The organism is Campylobacterota bacterium (assembly GCA_040752835.1).
In the GTDB taxonomy this organism is placed as follows: domain Bacteria; phylum Campylobacterota; class Campylobacteria; order Campylobacterales; family Sulfurimonadaceae; genus Sulfuricurvum.
Genome location: JBFMGG010000006.1, coordinates 282,225 through 298,673, shown reverse-complemented (window position 1 = coordinate 298,673; position 16,449 = coordinate 282,225). Strand labels below are relative to the sequence as shown.

Annotated in this window: 24 protein-coding genes and 1 rRNA gene; 19 read left to right on the top strand and 6 right to left on the bottom strand. The window is 47.6% G+C overall.

Annotated elements, in window-relative coordinates:
* Positions 1–2: 2 nt before the first annotated feature.
* The 3 genes from rrf (at position 3) to AB1763_05935 (ending at position 792) form a co-directional block, all read left to right on the top strand.
* Positions 3–118, top strand: a 5S ribosomal RNA gene (gene rrf / locus AB1763_05945).
* Between the two features lie 117 nt (positions 119–235).
* Positions 236–508, top strand: a complete 273-nt coding sequence (locus tag AB1763_05940) for a hypothetical protein (GenBank protein MEW5832361.1) — start codon at positions 236–238, stop codon at positions 506–508.
* Positions 505–792 (top strand): GNAT family N-acetyltransferase, encoded by a 288-nt coding sequence (locus AB1763_05935; protein MEW5832360.1) that lies wholly within the window; start codon positions 505–507, stop codon positions 790–792. The genes AB1763_05940 and AB1763_05935 overlap by 4 nt, the downstream gene beginning before the upstream one ends.
* Positions 793–869: 77 nt before the next feature.
* Here the strand turns inward: AB1763_05935 and rpsR are convergent, their stop codons facing one another.
* The 5 genes from rpsR to AB1763_05910 form a co-directional block, all read right to left on the bottom strand.
* Positions 870–1,133, bottom strand: coding sequence for a 30S ribosomal protein S18 (rpsR, locus tag AB1763_05930; GenBank protein MEW5832359.1), 264 nt, complete (start codon positions 1,131–1,133; stop codon positions 870–872).
* Between the two features lie 21 nt (positions 1,134–1,154).
* Positions 1,155–1,667 carry a single-stranded DNA-binding protein gene (locus AB1763_05925; GenBank protein MEW5832358.1) on the bottom strand — a complete coding sequence of 171 codons (513 nt, stop codon included), beginning with the start codon at positions 1,665–1,667 and terminating at the stop codon, positions 1,155–1,157.
* 18 nt (positions 1,668–1,685) lie between these two features.
* Complete coding sequence (gene rpsF, locus AB1763_05920; GenBank protein ID MEW5832357.1) at positions 1,686–2,057, bottom strand: 30S ribosomal protein S6; 372 nt, start codon at positions 2,055–2,057, stop codon at positions 1,686–1,688.
* 119 nt (positions 2,058–2,176) lie between these two features.
* Complete coding sequence (gene holA, locus AB1763_05915) at positions 2,177–3,142, bottom strand: DNA polymerase III subunit delta (protein MEW5832356.1); 966 nt, start codon at positions 3,140–3,142, stop codon at positions 2,177–2,179.
* Entirely contained in the window at positions 3,135–5,084 is a 1,950-nt protein-coding gene (locus AB1763_05910; GenBank protein MEW5832355.1) for a ribonuclease R family protein, read from the bottom strand. The genes holA and AB1763_05910 overlap by 8 nt, the downstream gene beginning before the upstream one ends.
* Before the next feature lie 61 nt (positions 5,085–5,145).
* Here AB1763_05910 and AB1763_05905 point away from each other — a divergent pair, with 61 nt between their 5' ends.
* A complete protein-coding gene (locus AB1763_05905; GenBank protein MEW5832354.1) occupies positions 5,146–5,472 on the top strand; it encodes a hypothetical protein in 327 nt (108 codons plus the stop codon).
* Positions 5,473–5,708: 236 nt separating this feature from the next.
* Here AB1763_05905 and AB1763_05900 read toward each other — a convergent pair whose 3' ends face one another.
* Positions 5,709–5,939 (bottom strand): hypothetical protein, encoded by a 231-nt coding sequence (locus AB1763_05900; protein MEW5832353.1) that lies wholly within the window; start codon positions 5,937–5,939, stop codon positions 5,709–5,711.
* A gap of 132 nt (positions 5,940–6,071) precedes the next feature.
* Between AB1763_05900 and AB1763_05895 the strand changes: the two genes are divergently transcribed.
* The 15 genes from AB1763_05895 to AB1763_05825 all read left to right on the top strand — a co-directional run bounded on the left by AB1763_05895 (position 6,072) and on the right by AB1763_05825 (position 16,449).
* Complete coding sequence (locus AB1763_05895) at positions 6,072–6,653, top strand: ParA family protein (protein ID MEW5832352.1); 582 nt, start codon at positions 6,072–6,074, stop codon at positions 6,651–6,653.
* A gap of 10 nt (positions 6,654–6,663) precedes the next feature.
* Positions 6,664–6,930, top strand: coding sequence for a hypothetical protein (locus AB1763_05890; protein MEW5832351.1), 267 nt, complete (start codon positions 6,664–6,666; stop codon positions 6,928–6,930).
* Between the two features lie 530 nt (positions 6,931–7,460).
* A complete protein-coding gene (locus AB1763_05885; GenBank protein ID MEW5832350.1) occupies positions 7,461–8,222 on the top strand; it encodes an ArdC-like ssDNA-binding domain-containing protein in 762 nt (253 codons plus the stop codon).
* Between the two features lie 35 nt (positions 8,223–8,257).
* Complete coding sequence (locus AB1763_05880) at positions 8,258–8,452, top strand: hypothetical protein (protein MEW5832349.1); 195 nt, start codon at positions 8,258–8,260, stop codon at positions 8,450–8,452.
* A gap of 354 nt (positions 8,453–8,806) precedes the next feature.
* Complete coding sequence (locus AB1763_05875) at positions 8,807–8,929, top strand: hypothetical protein (GenBank protein ID MEW5832348.1); 123 nt, start codon at positions 8,807–8,809, stop codon at positions 8,927–8,929.
* A 79-nt stretch (positions 8,930–9,008) separates the two neighbouring features.
* Positions 9,009–10,955, top strand: a complete 1,947-nt coding sequence (locus tag AB1763_05870) for a hypothetical protein (protein ID MEW5832347.1) — start codon at positions 9,009–9,011, stop codon at positions 10,953–10,955.
* Positions 10,952–11,407: a hypothetical protein gene (locus AB1763_05865; protein MEW5832346.1), complete on the top strand. Its 456-nt coding sequence runs from the start codon at positions 10,952–10,954 to the stop codon at positions 11,405–11,407. The genes AB1763_05870 and AB1763_05865 overlap by 4 nt, the downstream gene beginning before the upstream one ends.
* Positions 11,401–12,294 carry a hypothetical protein gene (locus AB1763_05860; GenBank protein ID MEW5832345.1) on the top strand — a complete coding sequence of 298 codons (894 nt, stop codon included), beginning with the start codon at positions 11,401–11,403 and terminating at the stop codon, positions 12,292–12,294. The genes AB1763_05865 and AB1763_05860 overlap by 7 nt, the downstream gene beginning before the upstream one ends.
* Positions 12,295–12,582: 288 nt before the next feature.
* On the top strand, positions 12,583–12,933 hold the full coding sequence (locus AB1763_05855; protein MEW5832344.1) for a hypothetical protein: 351 nt from the start codon (positions 12,583–12,585) through the stop codon (positions 12,931–12,933).
* 12 nt (positions 12,934–12,945) lie between these two features.
* Positions 12,946–14,751 carry a type IV secretion system DNA-binding domain-containing protein gene (locus tag AB1763_05850; GenBank protein MEW5832343.1) on the top strand — a complete coding sequence of 602 codons (1,806 nt, stop codon included), beginning with the start codon at positions 12,946–12,948 and terminating at the stop codon, positions 14,749–14,751.
* Positions 14,752–14,784: 33 nt separating this feature from the next.
* Positions 14,785–15,381, top strand: coding sequence for a hypothetical protein (locus AB1763_05845; GenBank protein MEW5832342.1), 597 nt, complete (start codon positions 14,785–14,787; stop codon positions 15,379–15,381).
* 10 nt (positions 15,382–15,391) lie between these two features.
* Complete coding sequence (locus AB1763_05840) at positions 15,392–15,583, top strand: hypothetical protein (protein MEW5832341.1); 192 nt, start codon at positions 15,392–15,394, stop codon at positions 15,581–15,583.
* Positions 15,580–15,849, top strand: a complete 270-nt coding sequence (locus AB1763_05835; protein MEW5832340.1) for a hypothetical protein — start codon at positions 15,580–15,582, stop codon at positions 15,847–15,849. The genes AB1763_05840 and AB1763_05835 overlap by 4 nt, the downstream gene beginning before the upstream one ends.
* Entirely contained in the window at positions 15,846–16,202 is a 357-nt protein-coding gene (locus AB1763_05830; GenBank protein MEW5832339.1) for a hypothetical protein, read from the top strand. Before AB1763_05835 ends, AB1763_05830 begins: the two co-directional genes overlap by 4 nt.
* Positions 16,186–16,449 (top strand): hypothetical protein, encoded by a 264-nt coding sequence (locus AB1763_05825; GenBank protein MEW5832338.1) that lies wholly within the window; start codon positions 16,186–16,188, stop codon positions 16,447–16,449. The genes AB1763_05830 and AB1763_05825 overlap by 17 nt, the downstream gene beginning before the upstream one ends.

The window sequence follows — 16,449 nt, the reverse complement described above, 5'->3', positions numbered from 1 at the left end:
GCTCTGGTGGCTATAGAGAGGGGGAAACGCCCGGCCCCATTCCGAACCCGGAAGCTAAGACCCTCTTCGCTCATAATACTGCACCTTTCAGGTGTGGAAACGTAGGTCGCCGCCAGGCCGCAAGATTCTAACTCTAACTACAATTTATAATATCCCGTCCTAAAAATTACAATCACAACTTCTCTTTACTGATCATCTCCGTCATTCTTTTCCCTATCCTGATATAATGCCGCTTATGAATACTAGCTTATATTTTCTCAGATCATCCGAACAAAAAATTGTCACTGACATGCTTTATTACGCCATGAGGCTGGATGAAGTCAAGAAGTCATTAGCCGATCTTCCGAAACTGGCTATTTATGAAGCGTTTTACGGCTTTACAAGCAAAGATTTGGGGTTATATGCCCTAGTCGACAATCAGCTTGCAGGAGCTGTCTGGATACGTCGTCTGAATGCCGATCACGGTTCAAACGGATACATAGATGATACAACTCTCCCATCCTCATGATTGCCGTCCTTCCAGAGTTCAGAGGGCGCGGTATCGGTTCGGAAATGATGTCCCAACTGCTGATCGAAGCGGGTGCTTTATATGAGCGGATAAGCGTGTCTGTGGTTTCTGATTCGCCCGCAATACGCTTTTATGAGCGGCATGGATTCGTTAGGTATCAGAACGGTTCGAATGAGAAAAGTTTTGTAGACGGAGCCGATGTTGTTACGATGATAAAGCAATTGAACAAAGCCGAAGTCAAACGTCCTACTGACGGGTACGATCCCAGACGTTGGATGGATTGATCATTGTTGATTAAAAAGGTTTGACGAGTAGAGAGGGAGAAGTTTATACCGGCTGCATGCCGGTATAAGAAGAGGGCTTAACGAATTTCTTCGAATGGAGCGCCCGCTACCACTTTGCGTGATACGGTATACGGAACGAGGGCAGCCGCACGCGCTTGTTTGATCGCGATGGTTACCATGTCCTGGTGGCGTTTGCAGTTGCCTGTCAAACGGCGTGGCATGATTTTATAGCGCTCGGAGAGCGAGTATTTCAAAGACGCGACGTCTTTGTAATCGATGTAATCAACTTTGGCTTCGCAGTATTTGCAATAGCGTTTTTTGTATTTTCTTTTTTCTGACATGGTTCTATCCTTGTACTTTCGTTAAAACGGAATTTCGTCTTCGTTGATATCAATCTCGGGGAGATTGTTTTCAGGCATTCGTGCCGGAGCGGGTTTCGAATACGCCGGAGGCGGATTGTAGGCTTTCGGAGCCGGAGCTTCATAGCCCCCCCCGTAGCTTGCGCCGTTGTCGGAGTATTCGTTATACCCGCCCTGAGAACCGCCTTCGCCGCGCGAGTCGAGCATTTGCATCGTCTCGACGATGACGGAGTGCTTGGAGCGCTTCTGGCCGCTTTGCTGGTCAACCCACTGTTCGAACTGGAGCCGTCCCTCGACGAGGATTTTGGAGCCTTTGCGAAGGTATTGGTTGGCTACTTCACCCGAGCGGCCGAAAAAAGTGATGTCGACAAAACATGTCTCCTCTTTTTTCTCGCCGTTCATCGTAAATTTACGACTGGTTGCGATGGCGGTTTTTGCAATCGCCGAACCGTTCTGCGAATATCGTAGTTCGACATCGCGGGTGAGGTTTCCGACCAAAATGACTTTGTTGTACATGGGGTTTCCTTAAAGGGCTTAAGAAGCGGCTTCTTCTTTTTTCTCGGCTACAGCAGGCTTTTTGGTTTTTTCAACCATATCGTTCCATGCTTTGACTTCACGTTTGCTATCGTATTTCATCGTTACGAAACGCAAAATCTCCTCGTTGATACGGAAGCGACGTTCGATTTCACTAATTGCAGAAGGTGCTGCTTTGTAATACATCACGTAGAAATAACCGCGAGCGTTTTTCTCGATCGGGTAAGCCAGTTTTTTCATTCCCATCGCGTCGCGTGCAATAATTTCCGCACCGTTTGCAGTGAGGATATCTTCGACTTGAGCGATAGTGCTTTTGATCTCTTCTTCAGTAAGAGTAGGTTTGACGATTACTAGGTTTTCGTAATGTCTCATAACGTATGTCTCCTTTTGGTGTTCGCCCCTTATGGTATTCGTACAGCACGATTGGCTCGTGTTGCAAAGAGCAAGGAACGTCGCGATTATACTAAAATTTTGCTTAATTTAAGTTTGGGTTATAAAACACTCTGGAGTTTCAGTAAAGCCGAAAGAAGCAGCGATTCCTGGTCCGGTGAACCGGTCGACTTCATTTTCAGTTCGGTGTCGAGGAGGAGGTTGATCCCTTTTTTGTAACTTTCGGGTGAAATTTTGATCGAGAGGGAAGCCCGTTCTTTTTCGACGAATCCGGGAAGTTTGTATCCCAAAACCAGTGCCGAATCGGCGACGCCGTGAAGCTTGATCGCGGAGTTGAACAGGTACAGCTGCGTCAGGAAGCCGCTGATCGCGGTAAGGATTTGGATCTCGTTTTCCCCCGATTCAAGGAGGTGGCGCAGGGTGGGAAGGAACTCTTTTTTTTCAATCACCTGCGCGATGAAACGGTCGAGTTTGATCTCGCTGAGGCCGTGAACGTGCTCCTCGATGTCGCGGACGGAGAGGGGTTTGTCCAATACGGCCAGTTTGGGGAGCTCGTTGCACGCGAGGGCCAGATCCCCGGTATGGATCTCAAGGAGGTGAAAGGCCGCCTGGTTGTCGAGCGTGATCCCCTGCCGCTGCGCTTCTTGCAGCAGGATTGAGCGGGCTTCGTTGGGGTAGGGGTGGAAAAAACGGACCGACCCCGCATCGGGGCCTTTGAAAGCGGTATCGGCCCCTTTGACGTCCTCGCCGTAATAGCAATAGAGGAAAAAGTTGTCGCCGTTTTTGCCCACCAGTTCGACGAGTGTGTCCAGATCGCTTTTGGGAAGTTTTTTCTCCGATTTGACAAGCAAAAGATTACGGTCACCGAACAAAGACCCCTGCGAGAGGTGGGCTTTTGCGACGTTGAAATCGTATTCGTCGTAATAAAGGCTCAATACCGAAGCCCCTTCGATCGTGCGGAGGCGCTGCGCGTAGCGGTCGATCAGGAAATGGCTCTCTCCGAACAGCGCCATTGCACGGGGCGCGCTGCCGTTTTGGAGATGGCGGTCTAACTCCTGTCTATTCATCCGTATCCTTATCGAGTTTTTTGACGAACGAGGCGGTGATCTTGGCGGTGGCGAGATCGGCTTTTTCGATCCGTACGACGATATCGTCAAAGAGCATCAGTCCGAAATGCCCCGTCACGGCGACGCTCGCCCCCGTGACGACGTCGTGGATTTCGGCGTAGACGTCGTCTTCGGCCTTCATAACGCGGGCTTTGAACTCCTCTCCGATCACCGTAGCGGCCCATCGGGCAAATTTACGCTCGTGGAAACGGATTTCGATGTCACTGGCTTCGCGCTCTTTTTCACTGATGGAGGTGCAGAGCGATTCGATGTTGCGCAGGACGTAGGAGCCTTCTTCGGTATCGCCTGCCTGGATCGCCTTGAGGAGGCGGTGGACGACGAGATCGCTGTAGCGCCGGATCGGCGAGGTAAAATGGGTATAGCGCTCGAACCCCAGACCGAAATGCCCGAGATTGTAGGGGGCGTAGCGCGCCTGCATCTGGGCGCGGATAATGAGGGTGTCGACTTCGCTCACCAGCCCCCGGCGTTCGGCTTCGGCCTGAATGGCGGTGATCGTCTCTTTGACCGAGGCCTGGAATTCGACGAATATCCCGATCGAAGCGAGTTCGGTGTAAAGGCTTTGAATCTTCATCGGCGAAGGGGGTTCGTGAATCCGGAAAACGCCCCGTTCATACATCGACGCGGCCGCTTTGTTGGCCAGCAGCATGCAGTCTTCGATCAGGGCGTGGGATGGGGTTTCTACGGCAAACTCGGTCGAGACGATGTTCTGCTCTTCGTCGATGGACATCTCCAGCTCGCTGGAGCGGAAGTTGTACCCTTTTTTCATCCTCTCCTGACGCAGTTTCGCGGTGAGGTCGTTAAGAGGGCGGATGTAGGCCAGGGCGAGCCGCTCTTTTTCGCTTTCGACGGTAAAATTGCCTTCCAAATAGGCATCGATCTCCTCGTACGTGAAACGGCGGTGGGAATGGATGATCGATTCGTAGAGGTCAAAGGAGGCGACTTCGTAGGTAACCGGATCAAGGCGCATTTCGAACGTGTAGGCCAACCGGTCGACGTTCCCCTGCAGCGAACAGAGCGTTTCGCTGAGCTCGCGCGGCAGCATCGGGATGGAGCGGTGGGGGAGATAGATCGAGAAGCTCCGGTAAATGGCCTCGGCGTCAATGGCTCCGAAAGGTTTGACGTATTCGCTGACGTCGGCGATGGCGACGTAGAGGGTGGACGTTTCGGGAAGGTAGCAGATCGCGTCGTCGTAGTCTTTGGCCGTGACCGGGTCGATCGTGCAAAAGGGAAGATGACGGAGGTCGCGCCGATGGGGGTAGAGGGATGCATCCACTTCTTTGGGAAATTCGCGGGCCTGTCGCAATACCTCCTCATCGAACGCATCGTGCTTGTTGTAGAGGGCGAGGACGATCTTTTCATCGACGCTCGGGTCCGAGAGGTTTCCGAGGTACGCTTCGATCTTTCCGCTTTGGTTGTTGATCTGATAGAGCGATCCCTCTTCCGCGTTCGGCAGCTCGGCGAGGGTGAAGCCGGCGGGGTGCAGCGTGCGGATGTCCTGCAGCACGAGGCCGCCGAATCCCTGCCCCACGACCGCGACGCTGAACGTTTCGCTCCGTCCGGCGATCAGGACGACTTTGGCCTGCGGTCCGCCCCGCCGCCCCATCAGCCGCTGGGCGATGACGAGATCGCCGTTTTTGGCCCCCATGAGGTTGGCCGCATCGATAAAATGGTCGCGGATGCTCTCTCCGATGCTCTGGAGATACGCCCCCCGTTCCTGGACGAGGCCGACGGTTCCGGCACGGTACTGGGAAGCGAAAGTGTATTTTCCCTCTTCGTGGACGAGGAGTTTCATCGCATGCCATTGCGCGACGGTTTCGCGTTCTTCGCTGGCGATATCCTGGTCGTAAAGACCGTGGGTGAGGCGGATAAGGAGTGATTTCATGAAGCCCATTATATCTTCTGTGTTAGAATAAGCTCTTTAATTTTGCAAAGGAATAAAGAGAATGACACACGAAGCGATTTTGAACCAGCTCGGATACACCCCCAACGAGGCGCTCAGCCTCCAGCTTGCCCGCATCGAAGCGAACACGCACGGATATGAGAAAATCATCAAGCACATCCTTGATCTGCACGAGGCGCTGAAAACCGACGAATCGTACGTCGCCCTCTCCAACAGCAACGACTGTTTCAAAATCAAGATCGACGCGACGAACGAAAGCAGTGCCGCCGATGCGCTGGAAAAAATCAACCATTTCGCCGACAAATACAAAGTCGAACTCCAAAAGGTCGAGGGAAAACCGACCTATTACATCCTCGGATTCGCCAGATAACGATGAAAACCGAACCGATGATTCAAGAAAAAATCATCGTATAAAATGCGTTAAGCGCCTATTTTAGGCGCTTGGAGAGAATTCTTGGTGAAGTTTTCACAAAGAAAGCGAAAATTTTTAAAAAGTCGAAGAATGCGGTGTTTTGTGGGCTTCGTAGGTTTTCGCTTTTCGAACTTATTGGCACGTTTTTGTCACGCATCGTGACGCTTTTTTACCGTCAAATGGTGCTCTTTCTCTCAACTGTCAAACGTGCTGAAACTATCCGAAGAGGAAAACGAATCGCTTTCCAAAAAATCGCAGATCCCGTTGCCGTTGAGATCGATCCCACAACCAACTGGATCGTCTGAAAACATACTCGTCGAAGACTCCGTGCGCTCTGTTGCACTGGAACAATAGATTTTGCGCTGCACCGGATCAGTGCAATCGATTCCGCCAATTCCCAACCACTTCTTGAAAACATCAAACATGCGAACTCCTTGCTGTTTATTCTATACTCATTCAAAACATTCCCAAATAGCGAAAGCTATTTAATTGCATTGACTTTAATAACTTATTTAACTATAATAACATTAATATCTTATTTAATACAGAGGACGACAATGCAGATCTCAGTCATGAATTTCAAGGGCGGCCAGGGGAAAACCTCGATCGCCCTCAATCTCGCGTACACGCTCGATTTCGGGATCGTGGCGAATGAAACCTATACGGTTTTGAAAAACCATCTCGATGACGATCATCTTCTGATTGCGACCGGTGCGGTTCCCAAGGATCTCGATGATGTTATCTACGATTTCGGGGGAGGAATCACGGCGCACATGGCCGACGTGCTCAAGCGTTCCAACGTCGTCGTCATTCCGTTCATCGTCGAGCAGGCGAACGTAGAAGTGACGATCGAGGCGATCAACTCCGTTTTGGCACTGAACGAGAATATCATCCTCGTTCCGAATAAGATCAAGGAAGACGACAAAGATTATGTGGCGATGCTCGATACGCTCAAAGAGTTTGGATTCGATCATCTGCCGATCGTTCCGCTGCGCTCCTCGACGGCGATGCAAAATATTTTCGTGGAGCACAAGACAATCGCGCAGATGCAGTCAGAAGGCGGGCTGTTCGGGTTCAGTTACCGGAAAGTCTCAGATGATTTTAATAACTTACTTAACATAATCAACACATACAAGTAAGGGGGATCGAATGGCATTCAAAGGATTCAAAAAGACTGAAACAGTCGCGGCCGTGAACCATTTCGAGGAAGTTTCAAAGAATACCGAGGGGACCGGATCGGCTACGATCGGCCGTCCGGTGGTGGACGACTACCAAAAGCAAAATAAGCGGATCCAGTTCTATGTCTCGCAAGAGCTGCTGGACGTGTTGCAGCCAATCGCGTTTTCCAACGGCTGCAAAGATGTCACCGCATATGCAAAGAAGCTGCTGGTTGAGGAGTTTGAAAAGGTTAAATAAGTTATTTAACTATATTTGTTTTTATTGACATTCCTTCCCAGCTCCCCGGCTCGCGGGGAAATCCGGCCTCGATCCCTCGGCCTCCAAAATCGTGCGATCCTCTACGAGGCCGCGTTTAAAACCATTTTTATTTTCTCCCAAAACTCCTTTTCCGCTTTATCTTGATCGGGCCGAAATCCTCACCTCCTAATCTCTTAACCCGTATCACCCCTTCGCTTCCTTAACAGGCTATCAAACCGCCCGGGGAAAGCTCAAGGGGTGAGCATAATTCGCTTCGCTCGCGGCTTTGCCGCCCGTCGTCTCTTCGTTCCTCGGTTATCCCTCCCCTGATCCTTGACTTTCCCCTTTCCGCGGTTTGATGGACGCCAGTCAAGCGAAGGATGATACGGGAGAAAGATCTTAGGAGGATCGGGCATCTCTTCCCTCTCAAGGCTCCAAAGGAGTTTTGGGAGGGGGAAAAGCTTCAGGAATCCACAAGAGAAAGGGTTTTTCCTTCGAAGATCTAACATCAAACAAGAAAAGGATTCATCATGACAAAAGAACTCGAAAACAAAATCACTGAGATCGTCGCAAAAGTCGAAAACATGAGCACCGGCGAATATCTCAACATCATCAACAACATGGCCCGTTTCCACAATTACAGCTTCAATAACAAAATGCTTCTTGCCTTCCAGGGATGCAACCAGGTCGCAAGCTTCAACAAATGGAAAGAGCTCGGCCGCAGCGTCAAAAAAGGGGAAAAAGCAAAAACGATCCTTGCACCACAAACAAAGAAATTTAAAGACAAAGACGAAGAAACAGGGGAAGAGGTAGAGCGCATTGCGATCGTCGGTTTTAGACCCGTTCCCGTGTTCGATATCGCCCAAACCGAAGGGGAAGAGATCGAAAGAGGCATGACTACAAAAGCCGAAATTTCACTCGATCACGTTTTAAAGGCAGCTCAAACGCTTGGCACGATCGTTGAATTTCGCCCGATGCAGTTCTCAATCGGTGGTTATGTCTCTTCAAACGAAATCGTACTCAATAGCAACCTGAGCGAAGCCGAAAACGTGGGGACCCTCATTCATGAGCTTGCACACTTCATGCTTGGCCACACAACGACCGAAGAACACCTTTCCAGCTCGATCGTCGAACAAGAGGCCGAAACCGTTACAGCTCTGATTTGCGCCGAATTCGGGGTTGATCGTAAAAGCGAATTTTACTTGAAGTCATGGGGGACCGGAAACATCGTCGCCGCGATGCAAAAAATGTCTAAAGCTTACGCTGAGATCCGCAAGGCTCTCGAAGCGTAAGGGGAGTTGAAATAATGAGAAAGTACACACATAGAATGAGCGAATTTTTCCATGTTGATTTCGTAGAGCTAAAAACAGTGGGGGGTAAAATAACTGCCGCTTCCTTATACAATCGCGCCGGGATCCTGCTGCTGCAAGAGCGGTTCGAGTGGTGGATATCCGAAGAAGATATCGGGCTCGATGAGATTTCATTCGGGATGTTGCAATACTACCACGACGCAGTAATTTGATGGGAAAGATTGCGCCCCTCTTCCGGGGCGCTTGCCTCACCGACTCCCAGGGTCGCCGGTTCAGAGCGGATCGATATCGTATCGGGAAGGGAGCGACTTTTTCAGCACAATCCATCCCGGACGACACCCGCTCTGGTTTCTATGTTTTTATCCCTATCACGATGCCAGGCTGCTCGTCGGTGTCAAGGGGTGAGCATATCCTCGCTTCGCTCCGGTATCCCTCCCCTGATCCTTGACACTCTCCTCCCCGCCCGGCTTATCGCGGGTATAAAAACACAGAACCATCGCTCTCTAAGCCTCCGGGCAGGAGTTAAGCCTTCAAAAAAGAGGGTGAGGGTTTGAAAGGGAGCTTGTATGTTTGAGATTGTCTTTGGAAATGTGTTGGAATTTGGTGCCATCCTTGGCGGGATCGCTTTCAAGGGAGCAATGGCTTTTGTGGCGGCAAAGTTTGTTGAATTGCAGTTACTCAAGATTTGAAAATTCTATTTTTTGAATAGAAATACAAATCATCAATGAACCGTTTGTAAAACGCGAACCACAAATAAAAGGGGAAAGTATGAAAAAATCAATGTTGGCGGCGACTGCTGCGATTGTGTTGTTGAGCGAAATGGCGCACGCTCAACAGTTTGTAACAGATGGGACTAACGGATATAGTGTCATATACGTTCCGAGTGATTTTGAAAAAGATCCAGGAAAAATTTCAAGTGATTCTGGTTGCTATGTGGGCGCAGCTTATATTGCTACACCGGATACAATGAAAGGGCCATCCGGGGAATTCGAAGCCGCGGAAGCTACTTCGAGGGCGATGATGGAACAGGCCAATGAAACAGCTCGAAAAAACATTTGTCCGATCGTCACAACAAACGGTGTAACGATTCAGGTCAAAAATAGCAAACGCTATGAAATGTTCCCTTTGTCGTTTTCTGGTTGGGTTTTTGATTTGTCAAAAGCAGCAAATACTGATTTTTTGAAACGTATTGAAAAGGTTTCCCAAACGGCTAAAATCGATAAAAATGTTTTGTTCCTCAAATGGTTCATTGAACGATCAACGGTTAATATCGCATCTGATAGCATTGGTGAATACATTGTTGATAATCAGCAGTTGGATATGGGAGCGATAGCCATTGCTGGAGCGTATTGGCTTCAGAAGCTGGCGATGGACGGGGATCGACGGTTTGAAGAACTGACAAAAGCTTTCGAACGTGATGTGACGAAAGGGTGGACGCCGGATCAAAAAACAAAAAACCTCACAGAAAGGTTTCGATCTCAAGCTTCGTGGTTTGAATGTCGCCAGCAGGGACAAAAGATCAAAGCTGTTGCCGATGTATCAGCTGAACAGATGCTCAAACATGTGCGCTCTCAACGTCGAGAGAAACAGCGACTGTATTTGTCGCTGCGAATTCACGAAGGCAAAAACAAGCCAATTACACGAAATGATCGTATCGGAGGATTGCCGATCGACGAACGTTATTTCAATGACCAGGTTGAAAAAAAATATGATTACAAAGCAGATAAATGGATCGCGCAGGAGCGTTCTTTGGCTTGGAATTATTATACGACGGTGCCGCATGATCCGACTCTGCTTTGGATAGCAGATCGTACTTTTGCGGATGATCCTTCCCGTTGTGAGCAGCTTGTACCGGTCGAGAAGGCTGCGTATTTTGTCAATCCAAATAAAATCTCTACACAAGATGCTCCAGCCGGGGAATGGGTATCAAACCCTGGCAACGGATGCACAAGCGTAATGGAAATTGGCCGCGTCGCTCATTTTGAAAATCAAAACTTCGGGTATAAAAAGATGAATGTCGTGCGCGGTGAAAACATTGCAAGGCGCGGGATTATCGCTTACGGGGATGGCTTGTCGCCAAAAGTGTTCTATGCCATAGATAACGACGTTTGTCATCAGTTGAAAAACGACGGTGGTTTAAAGATTGGAAAGTGGTTTTTTCCGAATAGAACACCCGAGTCTGAAAAAGCGGATTTGGAGCAACGGAATAACGAGTTCGTGGACAAATATTTTCCAACTGGTCTATGGATATCAAATGCGGATGGCACTTGTATCGAAGCGGACAAGAACGATCTCGTTGCGGCCGCTATCAAACTCAATGAAATAGAGAAAAAAGAAAAAGACTCAATCGACGTCTGCAACCAATCGATTGATCTTGGTGGAAAATACGCGTCGCCAAAACAGACCGTCTCTGAAATCTCCGGAGCAAAGATTTTTGCCGGTGCACTTGCTGCTGTTGCAACCAGTGGTGTGTCCTTGCTTGCTTCCGATAAAAATTCATTCAAGGATGAAAATGGTTTCAATTTCAGAGATTGTGCAAAAGCGATCCGCAATGACTCCGAAGGTGATGGTGTTGAAATTACGAAGCGCAATTTGACTTTTGTAACCCCTTCAAAATCACAATGTGAGGAGATTGCAAAAGCGCACAAGTCGCTTAATGAAGATGATTTCAAAGAGAAATATTTACGCAAGATTATGACAGGGGGGAAAAGATGATTAAAACGCTTTTCATCATGGCGGGAACTCTTCTTTTGATCGGTTGTTCGGCTTCAAAAGGGCCGAACCTGCACTACGATCGTTACAAGACCCCGAGTGATCTATTCCGTGAGCTTGGGCTGATGCGTACCGCCTCCGGGGGAGGTGAATACGTCGGGAAAAATATACGGGCTTTCGATGACGATTTTAAAGGTTTTTGCGCTTCGCAAAACGGTGTTTGGTCATCATCCGAAAAAGTTGTAGCTGTGCCTATTATGTGGTACTCGGGCTTTTTGCGTCCCGGTGCATCAAAGAATTCAACAGTCAAAGTTTCTTTTGGAAAATGTACTGTTGAAGGGGAGCCGTATTTTGATTACAAGGAAACGTGGGGAGACTCAAGAAGCTACGCTATTGATCGTGTCGCGGAAAAAGAATATCTCAATAAAGCAAAAGAACGGAGACAGCCATGGTAAAAACACTTTCTATCTTGTGCTCGACCGCATTGGTTGTCAATCTTTTTGCAGTTGACGCTTCGGTCGAAACCGGCAATGAAAGAAACATCAAACAGGATGCTTCTATCTCGATCAAAAAAGCAAAAGAGAAAAAGCAGAGTAAACGCGAATCTTCAAATGCGTCGTTGCAAAAATCGGTATCGCAGGAAATCACTTTCGATACCTATCCGATCTATTTTTCGCTTGCTTCCGAATGCGTCAAAAATCCAAAAACCGTTTTGAGTTTTGATCTTACAACCGAAACGGCAGACGGGATGATCAACCTTACGCTTCAGGAATACTATGACGCAATTGCGCGGAATAATGCACCGATTAAACGCGCCGAAATGGATGAAACAGAATTCAAAAGATACGTCGGGTGCCTGGCCTACAACGGTGCGCGGATGGCTCAAGCCAACATCGATTTTTCAAAAATCGTGAAGCGGCAAAAAAGTTTTTCGACGCAACAGTTGCAGCAGTCGGCGGTTTTGGCATTTAGAAATGCGGAAAACATTACCGATCCGATTTTAAAAAGTCAACTTGCTCAGGTGAGCAGATCGCTTAAAGCTGAATGTCAGTTTTTTGGCTCGACGAATCAGATCAAATGCGGAGGTTTGTTTTTTGATTTTCCCCAGAATCAGTTGAAGCTGGGAAACAATCTTTTGTATGGCTACAACACGATGTTTGGAACGACTTCAAACTTCAAAGTTGCAATCAATGATTCGGATACAACCTCTATCGAACTGGCGAAAGAAGAAGAGTCAACCACTTCTAAAGATTTGTCAATCAACAAATCCTCAAGTGTCTCCGAATCGTCTTCAACGAAAGATACTGCCAACCTTCAAGGGTTGATTCCCTCTGTTCAATAACTAATTTCCCTTTTTAGGTGGATCGTCGTTATAGACGACGATCTTCTTTTTTATTTTGTTATTTTGCACTATTTCATAGTGCTTCAATTCACAAAATGCCCCCCGCCCCAGAGGGGAGAATTGATTATATACAGACATCACGCCCACCGTGCGGTTTGTCTTGCCCGTCGTTCCGTCGGGTATGTGCCTTTACAAAATCCCTTTTTACCATACCCGACATACCTCTCAAAATTACCCGTCGATTGTCATTTTTTGAATAGAGATTGAAAACCAATAAAAAGGAGAACAATGAAGCGTGTAGAAGCTCGTCTTGATGATGCGGTAGCTGCAAAAATCACGGAGTCAGGTAAGAGTGTTTACCAGTTTGTCCGTGAAGCGGTGGAAGAGAAAATTCAAAACGACAAACACATCCAAGAGCTTAACGAATTCGAAGCGTTGCTTGAACATCGTCTAAAGAAATTCGAAAAGGCGGTAGAAGAAAAGATGCTGCGTGTTCTTGAAATCCATATTGATGAGAGGCGAAGCGTTGAGCGGAAATTTGATGAGCTCGTTCAGAAAAATGAGGTGGCTCGGGATCAGACAAAAGCGATCCTCGACAAGATTGGAGCGACGCTTCTGGCGCTCCAACAAAAACTATAGAGAGAAGGAAAGATGAAACAAAAACAGACAGGTTGGTTCGTATGGTTTGAGACAACCATGAACCAAGTAAATATGGCACTGAAGAGTTTGATTTTTTTGCTTTTGGCTGCGCTGATTCTACAGAGTGCTGCGATTTATCTGATTGTAAAAATGGGTATCTACAAGATTGCAAGTCTCAGTGATAAGGTCGAATTTATCAAACTGTATTTCGAGCAATTTCCCGGAATACTTTTCGCGGAAACGGCATACAGCGAACTTGTTTCAAAAGCGGCGAGTATGGCTTCTTCGCAGCTTGCGGATGATCTTTGGAATCTATTTTTGATAACATCACCCATCCTCATAGGCACGATGGCGATTGGATATAAATTGATCGCGAAGCAAAGCGTTAAGATGGGCAAATCGGTTTATGAACGTGGTGCGATTTTTGTTAGCGAAGAAGAACAAATCCGAAAAACGAAAAACGTTGAGCACAACTTCAAGTTGGGGAAAATTCCTCTTCCAAAAACGGTTGAAACTTCTCATGTAATGATTATCGGTTCAGCCGGATCTGGAAAAACCCAAACGCTGAAAGCAACGATGCTGAAAGCTACAAGCAACCCCAATTGTAAAAACCTTGTTCATGACATCAAAGGGGACTGGATTTCAGAGTTTTACAAAGAGGGACGGGATTTGATCTTCAATCCCATGGACGCGAGATCGCTTAAATGGACCGTTTGGAACGATATTCATGACATTATGGATCTGAAGAATTTTTGTAACTGGCTGATTCCCGATATTCCTGCAAAAGATCCGTTTTGGCAGAACTCGGCTCGGATGATTCTTGAATCGATCATGCTTTACCTTTGGGACAATGAGCTTACCACAAATGCTTCCATTCGGCACTTGCTGAACAAGAGCGGGGAAGAGTTGGCGGAAGTAATTGCAGACTATGGCAAGGGTGCAGAATTCGCAGCGAAAAAAGACTCGTACATGACGCTTCAGGCTCAGATGGCCTTTATCGATTTTCTCGATGATGGAGACTTTTCAATCCGAAATTGGATCAAAGAGGGAAACGGTACGTTGTTTCTTTCCAACACCGAAAAAACGGAGGCAATATTTAAACCGGTGCTTTCACTTTTCATCAACTTTTTCGGTTCGGAAATTCTCAATCTTCCGGACAACCTGGATCGGAGAATTTATTCCTTCCTCGATGAATTTACGGCTCTGCAAAAACTTCCAAAAGTGATTGATCTCTTGAAGTTGGGACGATCAAAAGGAGCAAGCGTTTGGCTCGCGTTCCAGGATTTCCAGCAGCTCGAAAAAATCTATTCAAGAGAAGATATGCGTACCGTCATCAACAATACGGCGTCGATTGCAGTGCTTCAACTGAAAGAGCCGGATGCGGCGGCGTATTTCGCGAAGCGTTTTGGTAAGCAGGAGTTTATTGAACGTAATCAAACGATCTCGATGGGTGTCGCTGCAAACCGTGATGGTTTGAGCTTTTCGGAACAGCGACGGGATGATTTTGTCGTCAAAGACTCCGAGATCCTGACTCTTCCGGAATTGACGGCTTTCGTCATGATCAAAAATATCGAAGGGGTTACCAAAACCAAAATCGATGTTGTCAAAGTGCCGGTCATCAATGAACCGTTTGTAAAACGCGAATTTGACAAGCAGGCGCAGATCGCGGTGATGAAAAAGATCCAGGGAAAACCAAGTGGAAGTGGTCTGGAACTCGAAAATGAAGAAACAATCGAAGCTGAACAAAAGAACCCTGAAGAGAAAAAAGAAGATTTGGGAAATCTCAAAGGTTTTTTTGATGAAGAGATCAATTTTTGAATAGTAAGTGAAAATCAAAACAAAGGACTGAATATGAAAAAATCGATGGTAGCGGCAGCGGCCGCAATGGTGCTCGCAAGCGGAGCAGCCGCGGGGGGACTTGAAGGAGTCTCCTGCTGCAACAACAAAGGTCTTGCATTCCAGGATATGAATGCCAACGCAGGCTTCACTCAAAAGTCTTTCAGCAAGGAAATGACCGTAACCGCCGGAATCGGCGCTGCGACCATGGACGGCGAAAAGACGGCCGGGGTAGTGGAAATCATGGTGCCCATGGGCGTTTCCGTAATCGCCGAAAAAGACAGCGGCAATTTTGAAAAATACGGTGCCGTCTGGGAAAACAATGTGGGAATCGGGTCGGCTTATATCGCCGGGGGATACCTGAAAGCAAACGACAAATGGCGCGAGGAAGAGGGTGTTTTCGGAGAAATCGGATTCGGTGAAGCGTTACCCCTTTACCGGCTCGGCACCGCGAACATGAAAGCAAGCGTCGGCTATCGCTTCGGAGAGGGCAAAGGTGCAACCGCGTCGCTGGGAGTCACCAACATTCTTCCTTCGACCGGTCTTCTCTTCAAGTACGACAATCTCAACGGGTTTGACCGCGGAGCGGCATACCTCACATATACTTTTTAAAGGGGGATTCATGGCAAAAAAATCAATTCAAGAACTTCGTGAACAGGCGAAAAAGCTACTCGAACAGGCGAAACGTGAAGAGGAAAAAGCCTTTACGGATCTGGGAAAAGATGCGGTCGAATATCTAAACGGAAAAATCGACCTCGACTCACTCAAACTCAAGGCCCTCGAATACGGCCTTATCGAAAAGGGGCTTCTATGAGATCAATCATGATTGCGGCTTTGGCCGCGTGTATTTTTTCCGGGGAGCTGATGGCACAATGCGACGGAATTATGGAACCTATCAAACGCGGTGATGACAAGCTGGTTTATTTATGCTTTTCCAATTCGGGAAATGATTATGTCTATACCGACGGAAGGATCATCACGAAGCCGGAAGTGATCGCGGCTGCTTTCGAAGTTGCAAATGCCTACGAGCAGCCAAAGATAAAAGCAGCTATCGAAACGATCGAGAAGGAGCTTAAATGAACTTTGGTGCTTTTTTCAAAGTAATTGCTTTCGTCGCTCCGACGCTCGCATTTGTTTTTTACTACGTAGCACAGCAACAGGAGAAGCAGGAAGTGAAAATCGAAGAGCGTAACGTTAATTTCGATCGTGATTTCGCGCAGATGAACGCTGAGTTTGAGGGTGAAACCTCAAACGGATACTGGAGCGAACAAAAGCAGGAAGCCGAAAACAAAATCGAAGAGAAGCAGAAGAAGGTAAAAGTAGCAGAAGAAAAATCGGCGAAGATGCTCGAAGAGATGGAACAGGGGATGAATGAACTATCCGCTAATGATCTTCGAGAGTTGCAAGGAATGGCCAATGATCCAGTTGAATGAAACTGATTTACAGATTCTCAAAGCGCTTGGGGCAGAGGTCGTAAATCCAGAAATGATGGATGAAATCGATACGATTTGCAACTCAAGAAAAATCATGGAATTTTTGATTTGGACAGATGGGGTCAAGTGCTTTTTGAATACTTTAGGAACTCCCGGAAAAATCAACGGTGAAGCGCTCGGAGAACTCGAAAAATGGATCGAGCAGGGGCGGTTTTTTTATGACGCGGAATACCGCAATATATTCTGA

Bases quoted from the DNA above. Each gene is read 5' to 3' on its own strand.
- AB1763_05835 (MEW5832340.1), top strand. From the start codon at position 15,580: ATGAGATCAATCATGATTGCGGCTTTGGCCGCGTGTATTTTTTCCGGG.
- AB1763_05910 (MEW5832355.1), bottom strand. From the start codon at position 5,084: ATGAAATCACTCCTTATCCGCCTCACCCACGGTCTTTACGACCAGGAT.
- AB1763_05865 (MEW5832346.1), top strand. From the start codon at position 10,952: ATGATTAAAACGCTTTTCATCATGGCGGGAACTCTTCTTTTGATCGGT.
- AB1763_05840 (MEW5832341.1), top strand. From the start codon at position 15,392: ATGGCAAAAAAATCAATTCAAGAACTTCGTGAACAGGCGAAAAAGCTA.
- AB1763_05940 (MEW5832361.1), top strand. From the start codon at position 236: ATGAATACTAGCTTATATTTTCTCAGATCATCCGAACAAAAAATTGTC.
- holA (MEW5832356.1), bottom strand. From the start codon at position 3,142: ATGAATAGACAGGAGTTAGACCGCCATCTCCAAAACGGCAGCGCGCCC.
- AB1763_05890 (MEW5832351.1), top strand. From the start codon at position 6,664: ATGGCATTCAAAGGATTCAAAAAGACTGAAACAGTCGCGGCCGTGAAC.
- AB1763_05900 (MEW5832353.1), bottom strand. From the start codon at position 5,939: ATGTTTGATGTTTTCAAGAAGTGGTTGGGAATTGGCGGAATCGATTGC.
- AB1763_05825 (MEW5832338.1), top strand. From the start codon at position 16,186: ATGATCCAGTTGAATGAAACTGATTTACAGATTCTCAAAGCGCTTGGG.
- AB1763_05845 (MEW5832342.1), top strand. From the start codon at position 14,785: ATGAAAAAATCGATGGTAGCGGCAGCGGCCGCAATGGTGCTCGCAAGC.
- AB1763_05830 (MEW5832339.1), top strand. From the start codon at position 15,846: ATGAACTTTGGTGCTTTTTTCAAAGTAATTGCTTTCGTCGCTCCGACG.
- AB1763_05905 (MEW5832354.1), top strand. From the start codon at position 5,146: ATGACACACGAAGCGATTTTGAACCAGCTCGGATACACCCCCAACGAG.
- AB1763_05860 (MEW5832345.1), top strand. From the start codon at position 11,401: ATGGTAAAAACACTTTCTATCTTGTGCTCGACCGCATTGGTTGTCAAT.
- AB1763_05885 (MEW5832350.1), top strand. From the start codon at position 7,461: ATGACAAAAGAACTCGAAAACAAAATCACTGAGATCGTCGCAAAAGTC.
- AB1763_05895 (MEW5832352.1), top strand. From the start codon at position 6,072: ATGCAGATCTCAGTCATGAATTTCAAGGGCGGCCAGGGGAAAACCTCG.
- AB1763_05870 (MEW5832347.1), top strand. From the start codon at position 9,009: ATGAAAAAATCAATGTTGGCGGCGACTGCTGCGATTGTGTTGTTGAGC.
- AB1763_05935 (MEW5832360.1), top strand. From the start codon at position 505: ATGATTGCCGTCCTTCCAGAGTTCAGAGGGCGCGGTATCGGTTCGGAA.
- AB1763_05850 (MEW5832343.1), top strand. From the start codon at position 12,946: ATGAAACAAAAACAGACAGGTTGGTTCGTATGGTTTGAGACAACCATG.
- rpsF (MEW5832357.1), bottom strand. From the start codon at position 2,057: ATGAGACATTACGAAAACCTAGTAATCGTCAAACCTACTCTTACTGAA.
- AB1763_05880 (MEW5832349.1), top strand. From the start codon at position 8,258: ATGAGCGAATTTTTCCATGTTGATTTCGTAGAGCTAAAAACAGTGGGG.
- AB1763_05855 (MEW5832344.1), top strand. From the start codon at position 12,583: ATGAAGCGTGTAGAAGCTCGTCTTGATGATGCGGTAGCTGCAAAAATC.
- AB1763_05875 (MEW5832348.1), top strand. From the start codon at position 8,807: ATGTTTGAGATTGTCTTTGGAAATGTGTTGGAATTTGGTGCCATCCTT.
- rpsR (MEW5832359.1), bottom strand. From the start codon at position 1,133: ATGTCAGAAAAAAGAAAATACAAAAAACGCTATTGCAAATACTGCGAA.
- AB1763_05925 (MEW5832358.1), bottom strand. From the start codon at position 1,667: ATGTACAACAAAGTCATTTTGGTCGGAAACCTCACCCGCGATGTCGAA.